The organism is Burkholderia sp. JPY481, assembly GCF_038900515.1.
Classification (GTDB): Bacteria; Pseudomonadota; Gammaproteobacteria; order Burkholderiales; family Burkholderiaceae; genus Paraburkholderia; species Paraburkholderia youngii.
Genome location: NZ_JAYMRT010000011.1, coordinates 180,103 through 198,746 on the forward strand (window position 1 = coordinate 180,103; position 18,644 = coordinate 198,746).

18 protein-coding genes and 2 pseudogenes are annotated in these 18,644 nt (G+C 63.9%); 12 read left to right on the plus strand and 8 right to left on the minus strand.

The features are described 5' to 3' along the window. The first annotated feature begins 14 nt into the window (after positions 1 to 14). The 8 genes and pseudogenes from VSR82_RS25025 to VSR82_RS25060 form a co-directional block, all read left to right on the plus strand. Positions 15 to 989, plus strand: a complete 975-nt coding sequence (locus VSR82_RS25025) for a carbohydrate ABC transporter permease (RefSeq protein WP_368582369.1) — start codon at positions 15 to 17, stop codon at positions 987 to 989. 10 nt (positions 990 to 999) lie between these two features. Then, positions 1,000 to 1,851, plus strand: a complete 852-nt coding sequence (locus tag VSR82_RS25030) for a carbohydrate ABC transporter permease (protein ID WP_429455783.1) — start codon at positions 1,000 to 1,002, stop codon at positions 1,849 to 1,851. Positions 1,852 to 2,298: 447 nt separating this feature from the next. After that, a complete protein-coding gene (locus tag VSR82_RS25035; RefSeq protein ID WP_429455782.1) occupies positions 2,299 to 2,631 on the plus strand; it encodes a DUF2322 family protein in 333 nt (110 codons plus the stop codon). 245 nt (positions 2,632 to 2,876) lie between these two features. Continuing rightward, entirely contained in the window at positions 2,877 to 3,167 is a 291-nt protein-coding gene (locus VSR82_RS25040; RefSeq protein WP_368582372.1) for a hypothetical protein, read from the plus strand. 57 nt (positions 3,168 to 3,224) lie between these two features. Beyond that, on the plus strand, positions 3,225 to 3,368 hold the full coding sequence (locus VSR82_RS25045; RefSeq protein WP_368582373.1) for a hypothetical protein: 144 nt from the start codon (positions 3,225 to 3,227) through the stop codon (positions 3,366 to 3,368). Between the two features lie 96 nt (positions 3,369 to 3,464). Next, positions 3,465 to 3,692 (plus strand): hypothetical protein, encoded by a 228-nt coding sequence (locus VSR82_RS25050; protein ID WP_013092139.1) that lies wholly within the window; start codon positions 3,465 to 3,467, stop codon positions 3,690 to 3,692. A 284-nt stretch (positions 3,693 to 3,976) separates the two neighbouring features. After that, complete coding sequence (locus tag VSR82_RS25055) at positions 3,977 to 4,921, plus strand: peptidoglycan DD-metalloendopeptidase family protein (RefSeq protein ID WP_429455781.1); 945 nt, start codon at positions 3,977 to 3,979, stop codon at positions 4,919 to 4,921. A gap of 919 nt (positions 4,922 to 5,840) precedes the next feature. After that, positions 5,841 to 6,278, plus strand: a pseudogene (locus VSR82_RS25060) (sterol desaturase family protein); the annotation flags it as partial. Between the two features lie 183 nt (positions 6,279 to 6,461). On the opposite strand, the gene VSR82_RS25065 reads toward VSR82_RS25060, so the two are convergent. The 4 genes from VSR82_RS25065 to VSR82_RS25080 form a co-directional block, all read right to left on the minus strand. Further along, positions 6,462 to 7,607, minus strand: coding sequence for an MFS transporter (locus VSR82_RS25065; protein ID WP_368582376.1), 1,146 nt, complete (start codon positions 7,605 to 7,607; stop codon positions 6,462 to 6,464). Beyond that, positions 7,604 to 8,398: a DeoR/GlpR family DNA-binding transcription regulator gene (locus VSR82_RS25070; RefSeq protein WP_429455780.1), complete on the minus strand. Its 795-nt coding sequence runs from the start codon at positions 8,396 to 8,398 to the stop codon at positions 7,604 to 7,606. The genes VSR82_RS25065 and VSR82_RS25070 overlap by 4 nt, the downstream gene beginning before the upstream one ends. Before the next feature lie 100 nt (positions 8,399 to 8,498). Beyond that, positions 8,499 to 10,004 carry a PepSY-associated TM helix domain-containing protein gene (locus tag VSR82_RS25075; RefSeq protein ID WP_429455779.1) on the minus strand — a complete coding sequence of 502 codons (1,506 nt, stop codon included), beginning with the start codon at positions 10,002 to 10,004 and terminating at the stop codon, positions 8,499 to 8,501. Positions 10,005 to 10,038: 34 nt separating this feature from the next. Continuing rightward, positions 10,039 to 12,306: a TonB-dependent receptor gene (locus VSR82_RS25080; protein ID WP_498858140.1), complete on the minus strand. Its 2,268-nt coding sequence runs from the start codon at positions 12,304 to 12,306 to the stop codon at positions 10,039 to 10,041. A gap of 12 nt (positions 12,307 to 12,318) precedes the next feature. Between VSR82_RS25080 and VSR82_RS25085 the strand changes: the two genes are divergently transcribed. Continuing rightward, on the plus strand, positions 12,319 to 12,459 hold the full coding sequence (locus VSR82_RS25085; protein WP_368582380.1) for a hypothetical protein: 141 nt from the start codon (positions 12,319 to 12,321) through the stop codon (positions 12,457 to 12,459). A 31-nt stretch (positions 12,460 to 12,490) separates the two neighbouring features. Here the strand turns inward: VSR82_RS25085 and VSR82_RS25090 are convergent, their stop codons facing one another. Further along, positions 12,491 to 12,901, minus strand: coding sequence for a DUF2946 domain-containing protein (locus VSR82_RS25090; protein WP_410849442.1), 411 nt, complete (start codon positions 12,899 to 12,901; stop codon positions 12,491 to 12,493). A gap of 86 nt (positions 12,902 to 12,987) precedes the next feature. Between VSR82_RS25090 and VSR82_RS25095 the strand changes: the two are divergent. After that, a pseudogene (locus VSR82_RS25095) lies at positions 12,988 to 14,039 on the plus strand (tetratricopeptide repeat protein); the annotation flags it as partial. Here VSR82_RS25095 and VSR82_RS25100 read toward each other — a convergent pair. The 3 genes from VSR82_RS25100 to VSR82_RS25110 all read right to left on the minus strand — a co-directional run bounded on the left by VSR82_RS25100 (position 14,034) and on the right by VSR82_RS25110 (position 16,887). Beyond that, entirely contained in the window at positions 14,034 to 14,630 is a 597-nt protein-coding gene (locus VSR82_RS25100; RefSeq protein ID WP_368582382.1) for a putative pterin-binding protein, read from the minus strand. The pseudogene VSR82_RS25095 and the gene VSR82_RS25100 overlap by 6 nt on opposite strands. Positions 14,631 to 14,881: 251 nt before the next feature. Continuing rightward, entirely contained in the window at positions 14,882 to 16,189 is a 1,308-nt protein-coding gene (locus tag VSR82_RS25105; RefSeq protein ID WP_429455776.1) for a LysR family transcriptional regulator, read from the minus strand. Continuing rightward, positions 16,186 to 16,887: a GntR family transcriptional regulator gene (locus VSR82_RS25110; protein ID WP_368582384.1), complete on the minus strand. Its 702-nt coding sequence runs from the start codon at positions 16,885 to 16,887 to the stop codon at positions 16,186 to 16,188. Before VSR82_RS25110 ends, VSR82_RS25105 begins: the two co-directional genes overlap by 4 nt. 392 nt (positions 16,888 to 17,279) lie before the next feature. Here VSR82_RS25110 and VSR82_RS25115 point away from each other — a divergent pair, with 392 nt between their 5' ends. Both VSR82_RS25115 and VSR82_RS25120 read left to right on the plus strand, forming a co-directional pair. Next, positions 17,280 to 18,122 (plus strand): gallate dioxygenase, encoded by an 843-nt coding sequence (locus VSR82_RS25115; protein WP_013092128.1) that lies wholly within the window; start codon positions 17,280 to 17,282, stop codon positions 18,120 to 18,122. Continuing rightward, positions 18,122 to 18,481 carry a protocatechuate 3,4-dioxygenase gene (locus tag VSR82_RS25120; protein WP_176106500.1) on the plus strand — a complete coding sequence of 120 codons (360 nt, stop codon included), beginning with the start codon at positions 18,122 to 18,124 and terminating at the stop codon, positions 18,479 to 18,481. The genes VSR82_RS25115 and VSR82_RS25120 overlap by 1 nt, the downstream gene beginning before the upstream one ends. Positions 18,482 to 18,644: the final 163 nt, after the last annotated feature.

Below are 18,644 nucleotides of genomic sequence, written 5' to 3' on the forward strand. Positions count from 1 at the left end.
TCGGGAGATTGATCGTGTCGCATTCCGTCAGCCGTCATAGCGTCGACGGTTCTGTTGAACCCGGTGGGCCGAGCTTGCCGGCACCGGGCGGTGCGCTGGGCGGCGCACCAGTCGCGTCGCGCCGGCGCGGCCCGACGCCGACCGCGCGGCGGCAGCGGCGCGCCGCGTTCCTGTTTCTCGCGCCGGCCTGCTTCATGGTGGCCGTGTACGTGGTGTGGCCGATTCTCTCGACGATCCGCCTGAGCTTCTTCAACTGGGACGGGATGACCGAGCCGACCTTCATCGGCCTCGCGAACTATATCGAGCTGGTCCATACGCCGACGTTCTATACGGCGCTGAGGAACAACCTGATCTGGCTCGTGCTGTTCCTGCTCGCACCGCCAATGGGGCTCGCCGTCGCGCTGTATCTGAACCAGGCGGTGGCCGGCATCCGGATCGTCAAGTCGCTATTTTTCGCGCCGTTCGTGTTGTCGGGCGTCGTGGTCGGACTGATCTTTTCATGGTTCTACGATCCGACCTTCGGCCTGCTCGCGATGATGCTCGGCCACGGCGTACCGGTGCTCGGCGATCCGCGCTACGCGACGTTCGGCATCGTGTTCGCCGCACTGTGGCCGCAAACCGCGTACTGCATGATTCTTTATCTGACCGGCTTGACCACGTTGAACGCCGAGCAGATCGAAGCCGCGCGAATGGAAGGCGCGCAGGGCTGGTCGATGCTGTGGCACGTGATCCTGCCGCAGTTGCGGCCCACCACGTTCATGGCGATCGTCGTGACGATCATCGGCGCGCTGCGCAGCTTCGATCTGATTTCGGTGATGACGGGCGGCGGTCCGTTCGAAAGCTCGACGGTGCTCGCCTATTTCATGTACGACCAGGCAATCAAGTATTACCGCATCGGCTATTCGGCGGCGATCGCGGTGGTGCTGTTCGGCATCATGCTCGTGTACATCGTCTATCACCTGCGGCGGATGCTGCGCGCCGAGCAATAAGGAGCCGCTGATGTTTCCGATTCCGATCGACAAATGGAAGCCGGCCACGCGCCGCGCATACAAACTGACGTTGCCGATTGCACTCGTGATCTGGCTGCTGCCGATGATCGCGGTGCTGATCACGTCCGTGCGTTCGACCGAAGAACTGAGCGAGGGCAACTACTGGGGATGGCCGAAGCACTTCGCGATGTTCGACAACTATCGCGAGGCGTTGACGACGTCGCCGATGCTGCATTACTTCTGGAACAGCGTGCTGATCACGGTGCCTTCGGTCGTGGGCTCGATCGCACTCGCGGCGATGGCGGGCTTTGCGTTGGCGATCTATCGCTTTCGCGGTAATTCGACGTTGTTTGCGACGTTCGTCGCGGGCAACTTCGTGCCGATCCAGGTGTTGATGATCCCGGTGCGCGATCTGTCGTTGCAACTCGGGCTGTTCAATACCGTGAGCGCGCTGATTCTGTTTCATGTGTCGTTCCAGACTGGCTTTTGCGCGCTGTTTCTGCGCAACTTCATCAAGCAGCTGCCGTTCGAACTGGTCGAGGCGGCGCGTATCGAAGGGGCGAACGAGTGGACCGTGTTCTTCAGGATCGTGCTGCCGCTGATTCGACCCGCGCTCGCTGCGTTGGCGATCCTCGTGTTCACGTTCGTGTGGAACGACTATTTCTGGGCCCTGTGTCTGACGCAAGGCGATGACGCCGCGCCGATTACGGTCGGTGTAGCCGCGCTGAAAGGGCAGTGGACGACCGCGTGGAATCTCGTTTCGGCAGGATCGATTCTGGCGGCGCTGCCATCGGTGATGATGTTCTTTGCGATGCAGAAGCATTTTGTCGCGGGCTTGACGTTTGGCGCGACGAAGGGATGAAGATGTTGGCGCGTGGCGATGCTGCGTAGAGAAGGGTTGCCCGCGTAAGCGGGCTTTTTTTCGGCGTGCTCGATTGCTGCTCGCGTGCCGGCTTATCAATCAACGCCTTTCAACTGACGCCTGGTTGAGCCGCCGCATAACGGTATTCAATGCCGCGCGCGCACTATCGAGGGGCCGCTTGTCTTCGCTCGCCTGGCTCGCGAGGTCCGCGGCCCGAGCCATCCACGGATGAGCAAACGCATTGCTGCGCCGGATCAGCGTAGTTCAGGATCCACGACAGCGTACGAGCTGGCGCCACCCTTCAACCGTTTCCTCTGCGAGATTGCCGGTCAACATCCCGAAACATTTGCTCGGAAAACCAGGCCGCGACCGCCGATTCACCCGCTCGCCGCCCATCGGATAAGATACGGCCCGCCATGCATTTTTAGAACGGAAGGAGTGGTTTCAATGATCGAACCGAGCAACGTTTTCAAGGAAAATCTCGCCAGAATGCCGGCAATCGACGGCATCGCGCGCATCGATCTGGTCAACGGCAGCGGTGCCGTGGTCGCCAGCATCGAGAACAAACCGGGCAAGCAGGGCTCGCTCGCGGTGTACAACTACCTGCGCGGCGCGTACGGCGCGCTCGACGCGAAGGCGGCCGAACACGGCCTCGCGCTGTTCGCCGAGCATACGGCCGACGCGCGCAACCGTCCGGGCGCCCATCCGAACGTCGATCACCTGCTGGCGATTGCCGCCGGCGGCGAGGCATTGCGCATCGACGTTGTTCCGGCAGCTTAAGGCCGCTCGAGTCTTTTCCGCGTCCACAAGTTAAACGTTTTCCTACCGCTACCGCAAATTCCGACGCCCCGGCGATGGGATTTGCGGCCCGCCAGCGCTGATTGCTCGGTAAAACCCTCGTTTTTCTCGAAGCCCCCGGATTAGCTTCGGATTCGGCTTCTGTTCGGCGAATTGAAACGCCGGGGGCCGGCGCACACTGAGTTCGTCCCGTCGCGTATATCGCGCTTTTCCGTCAGGAGCCCCGGATGTCTTCCCGTCACAACAAACCCCGCCGGTTCGACGCCGACCTGCCGGAACTCACCACCTCGGAATGGGATCAACCGGCGCAGCGTCCTGACGACATCGCAATGCGCGAATTGCAACGCGGCTCCGAAGCCATCCTGCGTCTCGCCACCCAGGCACACGCGGCCGTCGCCCGAAGCGACGAAGCGGGCGCGCAAGCCGCACGCCAATCGCTCGAAACGCAGCTGACGTTCACCACCGCCCTGATCGATGAATTGCTGTTCGGTGCGCCCGAGCGCTCCACGCTGCATTGACCGCGAACGCGGCAGCAAACCGTACTAACCCGTAGTCCCGACTTTCCGAAAGCTGACATGAGCGCGTTGACCGTCTTTCTTTGCATCTGGGCCATGGTCGCGTTTTGCGCGGTCCTGTTCATCCGCGGCGCGAGTCCGCGCGTCGAGCGTCAGGTAGGAGAGCCGCGCGCCCGTCGGTCACGCTATTCGATCGCCGAGTAACCCGCACGTCCAACGACGCGGAATCAACGGGGTAACATGAGGAGCGCCGGCGCCACTGCCGGCCGGCACCGACGATGTTCCTCAGGAGGTTCTCGTATGGACACACATTCGATTCTCGGCATGCTGCATGCCGAAGAGGCTTTGCTGGTCTCCATCGTGCGGTCGCTGCCTGACGACATCAAGCGCAGAATCGCCAACGACTTTCACGAGCAGGCGCAACTCGCCGAAAGCTCGCATCTGAATCCCACCACGAACCGCGAAACGAGCGATGCATTCAAGGCCCATGTCCGGCGTCTGTCGAACATGCTTGCGTCGTTGTCTTGACCCGGCCGACCTCCGCACGACCGGGCCGAATATTCCGGCTCGTTCTCTCGCCGCATCGCAGGCTCATTTGGGGGCAGCTTAAGGCTGGCCTAAGAAAGCGACCCTAGGCTGCCCCGAGCCTCATGCAGCGTCTTACGCAGTGCCAGCAGACGCTGATTCAACGAAACCACCTCGTCGTGCGTGCCTTTTGCGCATGCGACGGTCGACAGTCGTTCCTGAACATGCCTCTATCTGTAGCTCGTCTTTTGCCGGGGCGCGCCAGCAAAATCATTGTCGTATGTGCAATGAGCTCGGTATGCGCTGCCTATCTCGTCACTCATGAACGCGCCGGGCGCAACGACGAACTGGATGTGTCGCTTCTGAGCAAGGACTCGACGGCGGCCGTTGCCCGCGCGCCGAGATCGGCGTCGGCATCCGCACCGGCGCTGCCGGCTGCGCAAGCCCCTACATTCACCGTGAGGGAAGCGCCGGTCGAGCGCACCTTCGCGTCGGCCGCGCAGAACCTTGGCATCGATGCGGGCACCACAGCGATTCTGTCAAGCGCGTTTCGCGACGAGATCGATCTGTCGCGCGATCTGCAAGCCGGCGACCGCGTGAGCGCCATATTCGAAACCAGTAGCGACAACGGCAAAGACGCAGCGCATGAACCGTTAGCGGTGCGCATCGTACGAGGCTCGACCGCACACGACCTGTTCCTTCACAAGAATCCGCAAGGTCAACCGCATTACTACTCGAAAGACGGCGTCAGCACGGGGCCTACGTTCGAGCGCTATCCGCTCGACTTCACGCGCGTGTCGTCGGCTTTCTCGTTGCGCCGCTTCGATCCGGTAGTGCATCGTTGGCAAAGTCATGACGGTGTCGACCTTGCTGCGCCGGCCGGCACACCCGTGCGTGCGACCGCGCGCGGCGTGATCCGCTTTATCGGCCGTCAGGCCGGTTATGGCAACGTGGTCGTGATTCAGAACCCCGCATCGTTTTCGACGACGTTCGCGCATCTGTCGCACTTCGCGGAAGGACTGCGCGCCGGCAGCCGTGTGATGCGCGATCAGGTGATCGGCTATGTCGGCAAGACCGGTTGGACGACCGGGCCGCATCTGCACTTCGAGGTTCACGTCAACGATGTGCCGCAGGATCCGCTCAAGGTCGATCTGCCGCAGAAGAAGTCGCTTGCCGCCGATGAATTGCGGCAGTTCGAACTGCGGGTCGCGCAATTGACCGCGCTGCTGTAAGCCATTTGTCGTCTCAACTTTGCGACACGTCGGTCCGCATGACCCGGGCACTCGTTCGGCGCATCGCGCGCCGGCGATTCCGCCCGGTACGTGTCGCAAACCTCGGCGTGTCAATCCGCATTCGGGTATTCCCGCGCGCGTCGAACGATGTGTCCGAACCAGCACGAACTCGTCGGAGCATTCACGCAGCGTCTCATTTCCGATGCATCGCGTGCGATCAGGCCTGCTTCGAAGTGCATCGGCACGCATCCGTCCATACGTGGCAACGCTTCGTCCCAGCATGGCATAGCCGTTGCAATAAGTCCGGCACAAGAACTACACATGTTGCAGCCGGAATTTCACGCAGTGAATAAATGCCGACGGCAGCAAACGTCTTCGCGATTCGCGCTCGGGGAGCTTGGCGCAACACGCGAAGTACGGCGGGGCCACCACCAAACGGATGTCGACAAACAACGACGACGCGAGCGGACGATACGGCAGTGTCTATCGTCCGCTCGCGATCGTGACGGCGTGAAGCGATGACCCCGCCATTTTTTCCGTGCTTGCGGGCGCAGCCGAATTCGCGGCGGCCCCGGGCGAAGGGGGCGCTTGCGCGCAGACCGGCGGACTGCGAAGATCATACTAACGCTCATCTACACGGTATGCAGCCGCTGCATCAGGGGATGCCATGCTAGCGTCGAGCCCGTTTCCGGCATTGCTGCACCACGCGAGCCTGTGGCTGCAAGGCTACGCGCTCGCGCTGGTCATGATGGGACTCGGCGCGTTGCTCGAGCGCCGCTGGCCAGCCGCATTGCTGCAATCGCGCGCGGGGCAGCGTCTGAACATGGCGTATGCGGGCCTGTATCTGGCGTTGGTGGAAGCCACGAAGCCGCTGACCGCGGCCGCAAGCGTCGCGATCGTGAATGCGCTCGGCGGCGGCATGGTGGTGCTGGTGTCGCGCGGGTGGGGCGCGCTCGCTTCGTTCGTGATCGTACTGCTGACGATCGATTGCCTCGAATACGCGTTTCATCGCTTGCAGCACAACTGGCCCATCCTGTGGAAGCTGCATTCGCTGCACCATAGCGCGGTGGATTTCAACGTGACGATCACGTTGCGGCATCACTGGATCGAAGTGCTCATCAAGGGCTGCCTGCTCTATCCGCTCGTCGGCGTATTGTTCAAGGTCGAGCCGTGGATCGTCGGTGCGACGTCGATCGTGTTCATGTTCGGCAACTACTTCGCGCATCTGAACTTGCGCGTGGACCTTGGCCGCTACGTCGCGTGGGTCAACAATCCGCAATATCACCGCTTGCATCACTCGATTCGCGCCGAGCATCTCAACCACAACTTCGCGCAGCTATTGCCGATGTGGGATCACGTGTTCGGCACGCGCTGGGTGCCCGCGAAACACGAGTGGCCCGCCACCGGTCTCGACGATGGCACGCAGCCGAGCTCTCTGCTCGGCGCGTTCGGCTGGCCATTGGGTCAGCATGCGGGGCGCGATGCGTTACCCGTTCGCAAGCCGCTTGCCGTGCTCGACAAGAAAACGAAATAGCGCTGGCTAAGCGGGTTGCGCGCCGCGCACCGCCTTGCCGCCCAGCAGCGACACGATTAGCGTGGCCATCACCAGCACACCCAACGCCGCGCGCAAGCCGAGCACGCCGGCGCCGAAACCGATCAGCGGCGGCCCGACCAGAAAGCCCGCATAGCCGAAGGTGGCCGCCATCGACACACCGATCGCCGGCGTCGCGCTCGAACGGCCCGCCGCGCTGAAAATCACCGGAACGATATTCGCGAGACCGATGCCGACCATCGCGAAGCCGACGCACGCGGTCAGCACCGTCGGCAGGCTCAGCACAAGCGCGAGTCCGGCGAACGCGATCAGACCGCCAAGCGCGACGACCTTGCTCGAGCCGAAGCGTCGCACCGACGCATCGCCTGCGATGCGGCAGGCCGCCATCGAAAACGCGAACGCGGAGTAGCCGATCGCGGCAATGCTCGCTTCCTGGTTCAACGTGGAGCGCAGGTACACCGCGCTCCAGTCGGCCACCGCGCCTTCCACGAGCATGCACATGAACGCCAGCAGCGCCAGTTTCATCACGGCGCTGTCGGGCCATGCGAATCCGCTCGACGCGGCGGCCGCGCGCGGACCGATATCGCGCAACGCAAACCATGCAGCAAAAATGATCAGGGCGGCGATGAACAGATCGGGAACGAGCAGCCCGCCCATGACGCCGACGCCGCCTTTCTGCAGCATCGCGCCGCTCGCCGCGCCAAGCAGGCCGCCCGCGCTCCACGCGGCATGAAACGACGACATGATCGGCGCGCGCCAGCGTGTTTCGATCGCGCTCGCATGTCCGTTCATCGACACGTCGAGCGCGCCGTTCGACGCGCCGAGCGCAAACAGCACCACGCCCAACGTCAGCATGCCGGGCGCGATCGCGGGCAACGGCAGCGCGATCGCGAATGCCGCGCCGAGCAGCGCGGTGGCGCGGCCGCTGCCGACGCGCGGCGCGAGTTGTCCCGCGAGCGGCATCGCGACGATGGCGCCGAGCGCGAAGCAGAACAGCGCAATGCCGAGCGAGGTGTCGCTGAGCGCGAGGCTTTCCTTGATGCGCGGCACCTCGACCGCCCATGCGCCGATGCCGAAACCGTTGGCGAGAAAGACGGCGAGCGTCGCGATGCGTTCCCTGACGAGTGAGTTCATGGGCGTGCCACCATCACGTTATCGCAGACGGCCTCGAGGCTCGCGATACGCGCGCCCGGTACGTCCGCTTCGACGAACAGATGATCGACCAACGAGGCAGGCGCTACCGCGAACGGCGCCGCCGTGATCAGCTTTTCCGAGGTCAGCGCGATGGCGATCTGGCCGCTCGCTTTGACCATTGCGCGTTTTAGTTCTGCATCCTCTGCGTCGAATGCGGCGACGCCTTCGTCGGGATCGAACGCGCAGGCGCCGAGAAAACACAGGTCCGCGCGGATCTGCTGGACCTGCAGCAGCGCGGTCGCGCCGAGTGAGCCCGCCGCGCCCCCGGCGATGCGGCCGCCGATCAATATCACGTCGATCCCCGGCCGGTTCAGCAGCCGCGCGCAGGCCTCGGGCGAATTCGTGACGACGGTCAGGCCGGCGTTGTCGGGCAGCGACGCCGCGATCGCGACGTTCGTCGAGCCCGCGTCGAGCAGCACGATCTGCTTCGGACGAACGATCGATACGGCCGCCGCGGCAAGGCGTGCCTTGCGATCGACGGCCTCGTGCATCCGGAGCGCCGCGGGTTTGTCGGCGGGCGACATCAGCAGCGCACCGCCATACACCCGCTTGCAGTAGCCCTGATCCGCGAGATCGCGCAGATGGCGGCGCACCGTGTGCTCGGAGATCTGCAGCTCAGCGGCAAGCTCGGACGCGAGCACGCGACCATGCGTGCGCAACCGCTCCAGAATCAGCGCTTCGCGCTGCTCGGGCAGTAGCCCGTTGATCGCTTCTTCCCGGGTTCGCTGCATAGGTCTCGTCTCCGTTTCGGCGCAAACCGATCATAAACGAGCAAAATGTAGCGCAAACGCTCGTGAAGTGCAAGCGGGGGCGAGCGCGGCTGCCGTGGTCTCAGGCGACTCCGGTCAATTCCGGTCGCGAGTCGCGGCCGAAAACCAGCCGGTCGAGCAGCCACACCGCGACGAGCGTTGCGCCCATCAGCGGGAACACGACGCCGAGCAGCACCAGGCCGGTTTTCCAGCCCCGCATCGGCGGTGCGGCGCGCTCGCGCGACGGCGCGCCGAGCGAGCGTTGCGGCCGGCGTTTCCACCACATCACGCAGCCGGTCACCGCGAGCGCGGCAAGGCCGAGCGAAATGGCCGCGCACAGTAGCTGATTCGCGACGCCGAAGTAGCGACCCATATGCAACGACGTGCCGTACGACACGGCCTTCGCGATCGCGCCGTAATCGCTGTAGCGGATGTCCTTCAGGATCGCGCCGCTGTATTGATCGACGTATAGCGTGCGTTCGTCTCGCGGATTCGCGGGGAACCAGGAAAGCGTGTAGACGCCGGTTGCGGAGTTCGGCAGCACGATGCTGTAGCCGTCCGTGATGCCGAGCGATGCGGCGAGCGCGACGATATGGCCGAGCGACAGAGGCTGTGCCGCGTCGCTGGCCGAGGAAGAGGGCACGCTGGAGTTGCCTGCGGCCCACGGCGTGAGCGGCAACGGCAGGTCATCCATTACCATGCCGGGCATCGAGTCCATGTCGGTATGCGTGGCATGCTCGCTCATACGTCTCGCGTGGTCGGCGTGATCCGGCTGCGCTCCCGGCACGCTGGAGCGCAATGGCAACCCGCCCCACGCACCCGGCGGCGCGCCCAGCTTCGTCGCGGTCGCAAACGCCTTGAACTGCTTGCCCCACGAGCCGGTCCACGGCAGACCGGTCAACACGAACGCCAGCGCGCCCAGCGCGAGCCAGATGCCCATCACCGCGTGAAGACTTTTCCATAGCGGACGTCCCTTCAGCGCGAGCCGCGGCAGCAGCACAGCGCGCGCGGTCGTTCTGCCGCGCGGCCACCATAGCGCGATGCCGGTGCCGATCATCACGAGCGTCCAGCATGCGGCCAGTTCCATCAGTAGCTCGCCGGGCTTGCCGAGCAGCAGCTTGCGATGAATCATGCGATCCACCTGCATCACGCGACGCTCGACGCTCAGTGTGCCCAGCACCTCGCCGTTGTACGGATTCAGGTAGACGCTCTGCTGCGTGCCGTCCGCGAGCCGAAACACGAATTCGGCGCTGCGTTGCGGATCGCGTGTGATCGCTGCGGTCGTCGCGACCGAACTGGGCGGCATCGCCGCGCGCGCTCGCGCGAGCAGCACGTTGTCGGGCAGTCTCGGCACCGCTTGCGGTGCGACGACCATCTGCTGCCGATACAGCAGCGGCTCGATCTGTGGCTGGAAGCAATACAGCGTGCCGGTGATGGCGAGCACGAGCAGAAACGGCATCACGAAGAGGCCCGCGTAAAAATGCCAGCGCCACAGTGTTCTATAGCCTGGATGTGCGGGGCCGCTGGTGGCGGCAGCGGTCGTACCGTTCTGCGCACGTCCGGGTTCGGCGGTTGGAGTCGTGGACATGAAATCCTCGTCGGGCAATGGGGCGATGGGTTACTTAGAGACGCAGCTTCGCTTCGACATAGAGCGTGCGGCCCGGATACGGGTGGTAGACGAAGTAGCGCGCGTCGAACAGGTTGTCGACGCCGATGCCGAGTTCGCTGAGCTTCGTCGGCTTGAACGTGAACTTCGCGTCGGCGACCGTGTAGGTGCTGGTGCCGCCGAACACGTTGGGGTTCGTGTCGGTATTCGTCAGCGTGTTGTACTGACGGCCCGAGTAGCGCGCGGCGAGCGTCAGCGCCGCGCGCGCGTCGAAGTGATACGTCGCGGCGAGATTCGCGCGCCACAGCGGAATGCGGTAAAAGTACTTGCCGACCGAGGCCGGATTCTGAGCGTTCTCGAGGATCTTCGACTGCGTGTACGCGACGCTCGCGAGCAGATCGAGTGCGCGCGCGAATACGTCCTCGCCCGAATAGCTCGTTTCGACGCCGCGCGAGCGAACCTTGCCGATGTTCTGGAAGTTCGTCACGTTCGGGATCACGGTGGTGTCGGTCTGACTGAAGATCGTGTTCTTTACGTCGTCCTGAAACAGCGACAAGCGGAACACGCCATTCCAGTGCGCCCATTCGGCGCTCAATTCTGTCGACAGATCGTCTTCAGGCTGCAGATGCGGATTGTTGTTGACGATCGCAGAGCCATTGAATTGCCCCTGGAACAGTTCGCTCGCGGTCGGAAAGCGATAGGCGCGCCCGATCGACGCGCGCAAAGTCAGATCGTCGCTGACATCGAACGACAGCGACGCCTTCGGCGAAAAGTGACGCTGGCTGGCGTCGCTGTACGGAATCGTCGTGCCGGGCAGCGACTGTGCGCCGTCGTAGGCTTGCCAGTCTTCATAGCGCACGCCGTAGACGAGCTTCCAGCGCGGCAGAAAGCGCCATGCGTCCTGCGCGTAAAGAGCTTGCGTCTGCGTCTTGCCGGTGAATGCGTTGGCGAACGAGGCCGCGTCGCCGTCGCGCCAAGCCAGCGTGTGGTAGGTCTGGTTGTCGACGAAGTAGTTGTCGTAGTGGTAGCCGAAGCTCAGTGCGTGATTGGCTAGCCCCGGCTGGTTCGTCGCGGGCGTGTAGGTGCCGCGCAGGTCCAGCGTCTTCCAGCCGGTGCCGTCGCCGAACTGCACAGTGCCGGGCCCATTGCCCGGGCCGCCGGCATTCGCGGTCCGTGCGACGCTATTGCCGATGTCGTAATACGACGCGATCGCCTCGCCGTTCCAACCGGTCGCGTTGCGCGTTTTCAGCGACACGCCGTAGAGCCAGTTCTCGCTGTGCCCGAGACTCGGTGCAAACGCGGCCGCCGGAATCGTGTAGTGGTAGCCGTTGATCGACACGTTGCCGCTGTAGACCGGGTTGCCGTCCGGGTCGCGCAGGAAGGTCGAGGTTTCGCTGTTGTACGTCTGGTGCCAGTAGCCGAGCGTGAAGCCGCCCTGCAGCGTCGGCGTGAAGTCGTACTGCATCTTCAGCTTGAACTGGTCCTGCACCGTGTGCTCGATGCCTTCGCCGTTCACGCCGAGCACGGCCGTCGGCGTATCGGTCTGGTTGTCGTAGAAATGGGCGCCGGTGACGGGCGTGTCGCCGGCCTTCGCGGGCGTGGTCGATTGCGCGAGCGTCGCGAATTGCAGCGGCTGACTCGTGTTCTCGAGATGATTGACGCCGAGCAGGTATGAGAACTTGCCGATCCGATCGCCGAGCGACGCGCTCGCTTCGCTGCCGTTGAAACTCTGGTTCACGCCGAACAGGCTGAAGTGCTGCGTGAATGCCTTGACGTCGGCGCTGGCGTCGAACTGCTTCGGCATGCGCGTGCTGATCAGCACGGTCGCGCCTAAAGAGTTGCCGGGGTACAGCGCGGAAAACGGCCCGTAGATTACGTCGACCTGCTGGATCTGGTCGGGATACACCATCGACCAGCGCGGCGGAAACGAATAGCTATTGCCGAGCAGGTTGCTGAGCAGCAAACCGTCCGCATAGACGAGGCCGCGCGCGCTCTGCGTATTGCTGGTGCCGCGCACCGCGATGATCGAATTCATATCGCCGATGAAGCGCTTGCGTACCGCGAGGTTCGGCATGTACTTGAGCACGTCCTCGGTGTTGACGACGTTCCAGTTCGCGAACTGATCGCGCGTGACGGTTTCGACGGTGGCGGGCAGGTTCGGGTCGACGGCGCGTGGTGTAGCGCTTGCACTTGCGCTCGCATTGACGCTGACGGCGGGCAACGTCGCATCGGCGTCGGCGGCATGCGCGGGTGTTGCGACCAAAGCAGGCACGAAAGCAGGCACGAGCGCGGGCCAATGAACGGAACGACGAACCGCGCGATGAGCGGAACAGACAGCGTCACGACGGACGCAAAAAGACAGCCTTCGCAGCGCGAAGTTGAACATGAACGTTTCCTCGATGCATTGAACAGGCAATCGCAGGCTTCGTCGACGTGAACGACGAAGGCGCGATCAGAACCGGCAGCGATCAGGAAACGACAGGTGGCGCGCGCGGACGTCCCGACGGGAACGCGCCCAGTGGCGTGAAGCGGGTGGACAGCGTGGGCGGCGCGGTGCCGGCCAGCGGTAGCGCTGCCGGCGGCTCGGCGGCAGCGAGCGTCGGCATCGCGACGTGATGTTCGAGCAGATGACAGTAGCCGCACGCGCCGAATGCATCGTCGTGGCTTAGATGCACGGTGGCGGAACTGGCTTGAGCGACGACGCTCGCATTGCTGATATCGCTCGCGCCGCTCGGATGAAGCGCCGAACACAGCGCGGCAATCGGCTCGTGAGTGCGGCCCGATTCGAGCAACTGACTGATGAGCGGCGCGAACACGACGAGCCACATGGCGACGAGGCCAAGCCATGCGGTCAGGTGGTTGCGGGAGCGTCGAGTCATGAGCGTCAAGGAAAAGACGGGGGCGATTCTAGCATCACCGCACGATCCTTTCATTCGTAATGTCAGGTATAGCGGGGGATTAGACCGGCTCGCTATTCGGTTCGCTCGGCCGCCTGTCGGCCGCTAAATCGACATATCAGCGATTGGTGGCGCTGCGCCCGCTCGACGCGAACGCGCATTATCAACTCGGCAACGTGCTTTACGGGCTCGGTTATCGTGCCGAAGCGGAGGCGGCGTTTCGGCAGGCGGCCACGATTCACCCCGACCACGCCGAGGGGCACTACAACCACGGCATCGTGCTGCGCGACTTCGGTGCTGCTGTGGCAGGAAGACGGCCTCGGCGACATGCTGCAATTCAGCCGCTATGTTCCGCTGTTGAAGGCGCTGGGGGCCGCGCATATCGCGTTTGCGTGTGCGCCGGCGTTGCATCGGCTGATCGCGAAGGTGGATGGCGTCGATGCGGTGCTCGACCACCACGGAGCGCTCACGCGCGTCGCGACCTACGATTGCTGGACCAGTCCGCTGAGCGTGCCGCTGCATCTACGCACGACGCTGGATACGCTTCCGCGCCCCACGCGACTGAGCGCGGAACCCGCGCTTATCGAACACTGGCGCTCCACGCTCCACGCTCCACGCTCGACGCGCTGCCGCCCGGCCACCGGGTCGGTCTGGTCTGGAAGGGCAACGCGAAGCATCATAACGACGCAAATCGCTCGCTGCCGTCGCTCGCCACGCTCGCGCCGCTGTGGAGCGTGCCGGGCCTGAACTTCGTGAGCTTGCAGAAGGGGCAGGGCGAGGACGAAGCGCGCACCCCGCCGCTCGCGCAGCCGCTGCTCGATCTCGGCGCGCGCGTGACGGACTTCGCGGACAGCGCGGCGGTCGTCGCGCAACTCGATCTGGTGATCTGCGTCGATACGTCGATACGTCGATCGCGCATCTGGTCGCATCGCTCGGCAAACCGTGCTGGGTGATGTTGCCCGAAAGAGATGTGGACTGGCGCTGGATGCATGAGCGCGACGATTCGCCGTGGTATCCGCACACGCTGGGTCTGTTCCGGCGCGCGCCAGGGGAAGACTGGGCTAGCTCGGTCGAGCGCGTGCGGCAGGCGTGCGTCGAGCGATTCGGCGGCGCGCTATGACGCCTCGGTGAGCTGCATGTGATACAGGCCCCACGGCGACAATTCGAAGCGGTCCTTCAGCGGCCTGGCCGCGAGTTCGGGAATCTGATCCGCGTCGTAGATCGCCCATAACGGCCCCACGCCACCGAGCGCGAGCGGCTTGCCGTCCATTTGCGTCGCGACGATGAAGTGATACTCGCGCACCTTGTCGAGCGTCGTCTGCACCGCGTAGCCGTCGACCGCGTGCATGACGATTTGCGTGCTGCCTGCATCCGGCGCGCCGATATGCGCGAGCACGTCGGTCAGCAGCGGGCCGCTGAACGTATGCAGGTGCGCATCGTATTCGATCGTCGGATGGATCGTCACGGACTTCATGCTCGCGAGCAACGGCAGATCGACCCCATACGCTTGCGAAAACTTCACCTGGTGCTTCGCCAGCAGTTGATCGAAAGCCGGATTGAGCGCGCCGCGATTGCTGTTCCTGATCGCACCGGAGATCGTCAGGAGAACTGGAGACGGCGCGCATTCGGCATGCTCACGCTTTGCGCCGAATGCGGGCGCGACCGCCGCGCCCAACACCGTGGCGCTGGTCAGGAACTGGCGTTTGTTCATTACGTTTTCTCCGGCTGTCGATGAGGCTTCGCGTGGTGATGTGCGCGCTCTTCTATTGTCGGAGAATTGCCGCCGAAGATGATACGGCGATGCTTCATTTGCGCGTCATTCGCTATGCTATTTCCGCATGCGATTCACCGCGGAACTGGCACGCTTTTCGCGGACGCTGCGTGACGCGGGACTACGGCACGCTGCCGGCGCCGTTCGACTGGCGCGCGTTTTCCGACAGCCTGCGAGATCGATGGAAACGCTCAGGTCGCGTCGATACTGACCGTGCGCGTCACATCGACGACCGACAGCCGGATCGCGTCGATCAAAGCGCGCGCGGCCGGCGACGGCGTACCCGCCGCGCGCATCGTCAGGCCGATCTCGCGCCGCGTGTTGTGCAGCGGTACGTCGAGCGCCACCAGTTGGCCGGATTGAATCTCGTGATGCAGCTGCTGCGCCGACAACGCCGCCGCCATGTCGGTGCCGAGCAGCAGCCCGCGAATCACCGCGAGGTCGGCGGTCTCGACGGTCGGCAGAGGCGGCTTTACCTTCATCCGCTTGAATTGCGTTTCGAACAGCGCACGCGCCGGCGCGTTGCTGCGCGGCAGAATCCATTGCGCGTCGCGCAGACCCATGATGGTCAGATTGTGCGCTTGAGTCAGCGGATGACCGCGGCGCACCAGCACCACCATGTTTTCCGACATCAGCCGCTCGTTTTTCAGGCCGCTCGTCGCGTCGTTCTCGCGCAGTGCGCCGAGAATGAAGTCGATGTCGCCCGCGCGCAGACCGGCCACCAGCGTCTCGTACGCGCTCTCGTCGGTGACCACGCGCACGCCCGGATTCTCCGAGGTCATTCGCGCGATCGCCTTCGGCAGGATCAGCGTGCGTCCGAGCGGCAACGCGCCGACCGTCACCGAGCCCTGAATCTTGCCGTGCAATGCGGCGATATCGTCGGGGATGTGTCGCAGTTCGTTCAATGCGCGGCGTACGTGCAGCAGGAACGTTTCGCCTTCGGCCGTCAGCAGGATGCCGCGCGGGCTGCGATGGAACAGGCTCAGTCCCGAGCCGCTTTCGAGTACGCGGATCGCGGCGCTCACCGCGGGCTGGCTGATTCCGAAGGTTTTTGCCGCGCTCGGCATATGCCGATGCCGCGCGAGCGCGGCGAACAGTTGCAGGCGCCGCGTGTTGAGCAGGTACGCGGGCAATGCGCCCTCCGATACGGACCGGCGGCGCGTCTGTCGCGCGGCGCACCATTGCGCGAGCTCTTCGAGTTCAGCGAAGATCCGCTCGCAGCGATGCAGCACCGCGCGGCCGACCGGCGTGGGCAGCATGCCCGAAGGACCGCGATCGAACAGGGGCACGCCGAGCGCCGACTCGAGCTCCTGCACGGAGCGCGTGACCGCCGACTGCGCGCGAAACAGCGCAGCCGCCGCACGCGTTGCGCTACCCATGTCAGCGACGAGCCGGAAGGCGCGCAATTGCGCGAGATTGAGCAGGTCCCTGCTGCTGACCGACAGCGGCGCTTTGGCGGCCGCCTGGCTGGTTTCGGCGGAAAGTGCGTCGTTGCTCATGCTGCGCCCGCGATCAGATGCAACGATGGCAGCGACAGATTCAGACTCTCCTTCGAGATGTGCGTGTGCTCCTTCATCAACGCATCGACGCGCGCGCCTTCGCGTTGCTTCAGCGCGTCGACGATCGCGTGATGCTGGCGATGCGCGTACATCAGCATCATGAACTGACGCTCGCGTGCGGCTTCGTCGAACGCGATCGTGAACGGCGACACGAACGGCACTTTGTCGTTCAGGCTGAGCGCGGCCGTGATCGCCTGGTTCTGCGCCGCTTCGACGATCAGCGCATGAAAGCGGCCGTTCATCTGTGCGTAGCGCACGTCGTCTCCTGGCTTCAGGTGCTTTTGCTCGAAGATTTCGTCGCCTTCGCGCAGGCATTCGTCGAGCGCGGCGGCGAGCGCCGCGCTCATGCCGTTTTCGGCCACCGAGCGCGCGGCGAGTCCTTCGAGCACGCCGCGCACGTCGATCGCATCGAGGACGTCACGTACGCTGAAGCGGCGCACCACATAGCCGCGCGAGCCCGAACGATCGAGCAGGCCTTCGGACGACAGCACGCTCAACGCATAACGCAGCGGCGTGCGCGACACGCCGAGCCATTGCGCGAGCTGTGCTTCGACGAGCCGCTGCCCAGGCGACAATTCGCCCGACAGGATCTTCTCGCGTAGGGTCTGCACAATCGCTTGCTGGGTCGTCTCGTTCATCGTTTCGTCGGTCGTCGGAAGCACCGCAGTATAGCCACGCGCGCAGCACCGCTCCAAGCGTTGAAAAAGTGCGTTGCGAGTTGTTTTCCGGGTCATCTGTTTTATTTATCGCGTGCCGAGGCGCGAGGAGGCCGCGAAAGGCTCGCCACACGGGCTTGGGATACCGAGGGAGCCCCTGCGCGGCGTGGGTCGCGGCGGGGTTCATCGGCTCGCCGGGCGCCAGAATACCGGGTTTTTACCCATCATCCCAGTGCAGCCTGAGGTATACCCGTGCTTCACGTATCGAGGCACAATTTCTATCTTTGTATCCCAAGACGGTCGCGGTGACTAGCGCGGTACGCCAGGCGACCTATCCGATTGGCAGCAGCACGAAGTGACGGAAGAGAACGAATATGGCAAGGATCATTGGTGGTATCGGCACGTCCCATGTACCCACGATCGGGTTGGCGTACGACAAGGGCAAGCAGAATGAACCGGCATGGGCGCCGATGTTCAAGGGTTATGAACCGGTGGCGCAGTGGCTGGCCGAGCAGAAGCCCGACGTGATGGTGATGTTCTACAACGACCACGCGAACAGCTTCTTCTTCGATTGCTATCCGACTTTCGCGCTGGGTGTGTCGCCCAACCACGAATTCGCCGATGAAGGCGCGGGCAAGCGTCCGCTGCCGGACATCGCCGGCCACCCGGATCTGGCGATCCATATCGTCGAGCAACTGGTCGCCGACGAGTTCGATCTGACCGTCTTCCAGGAGCGGCCGCTCGATCACGGCGTCAATTCGCCGCTGTCGCTGATGCTGCCGCATCAGGGCGGCTGGCCGCTGTCACTGGTGCCGCTCGAAGTCAACGTGCTGCAGTATCCGCTGCCCACCGCGAATCGCTGCTACCGGCTCGGCCAGGCGCTGCGTCGTGCGATCGAATCGTTCGAACAGGATCTTAAGGTCGTGGTGGTCGGCACGGGCGGGCTGTCGCACCAGGTGCATGGCGAGCGCAGCGGCTTCAACAACACCGAATGGGACATGGAGTTCCTCGACCTGATCGTCAACGATCCGGAGCGTCTTGCCAGGATGAAGCACGTCGACTACGTGCGCCTGGGCGGCGCGGAAAGCGTCGAGACGATCATGTGGCTCGCGATGCGCGGCGCGCTCGGCCAGAAGGTCCGCGAGTTGCATCGCAGCTACTACCTTGCGACCAGCACCGCGATGGCCGTGACGATCTACGAAGGAGAGGTGGCGTAATGAATCCGCAACTGGTTGGCGTCGAAGAATTGACCGGCACGTATCCGTTCGATATCCGCCAGAGCATGAAGGCGATGCGCCTGAACCGCTTTTTCTGGCAGATGCGCGAAGCGTCGGCGCGGGCGCTGTGGCTCGAAAATCGCACCGCCGCTTACGATGCGGCCGGCCTGACGCCGGAAGAGCGCGCACTGGTCGACAACACCGACTGGATCGGTCTGATCCGTTATGGGGTGTCTTTCTTCGTGCTCGAGAAGTTCGCGCGCGTGGTGAAGATCACCAATCTCGGCGTGTACGCGAGCATGCGCGGTGAGACGCTCGAAGAGTTTCTGAAGACCCGCCAGGTACCCGACGCCGTTTAAAGGCCAGGCATCGAAGGCGCGCAACGAAGAAGCAAGCCGGGTTCGTTCGAACCCGGCTTTTTCATCTGGATGCCGCGTTGCAACGATCCCGACTGCAATTTGGCGTTTGCTTAAGTTGCGGGGCGCAACTATATTGATTGCGCAGCGCAACGGATATGCGAGC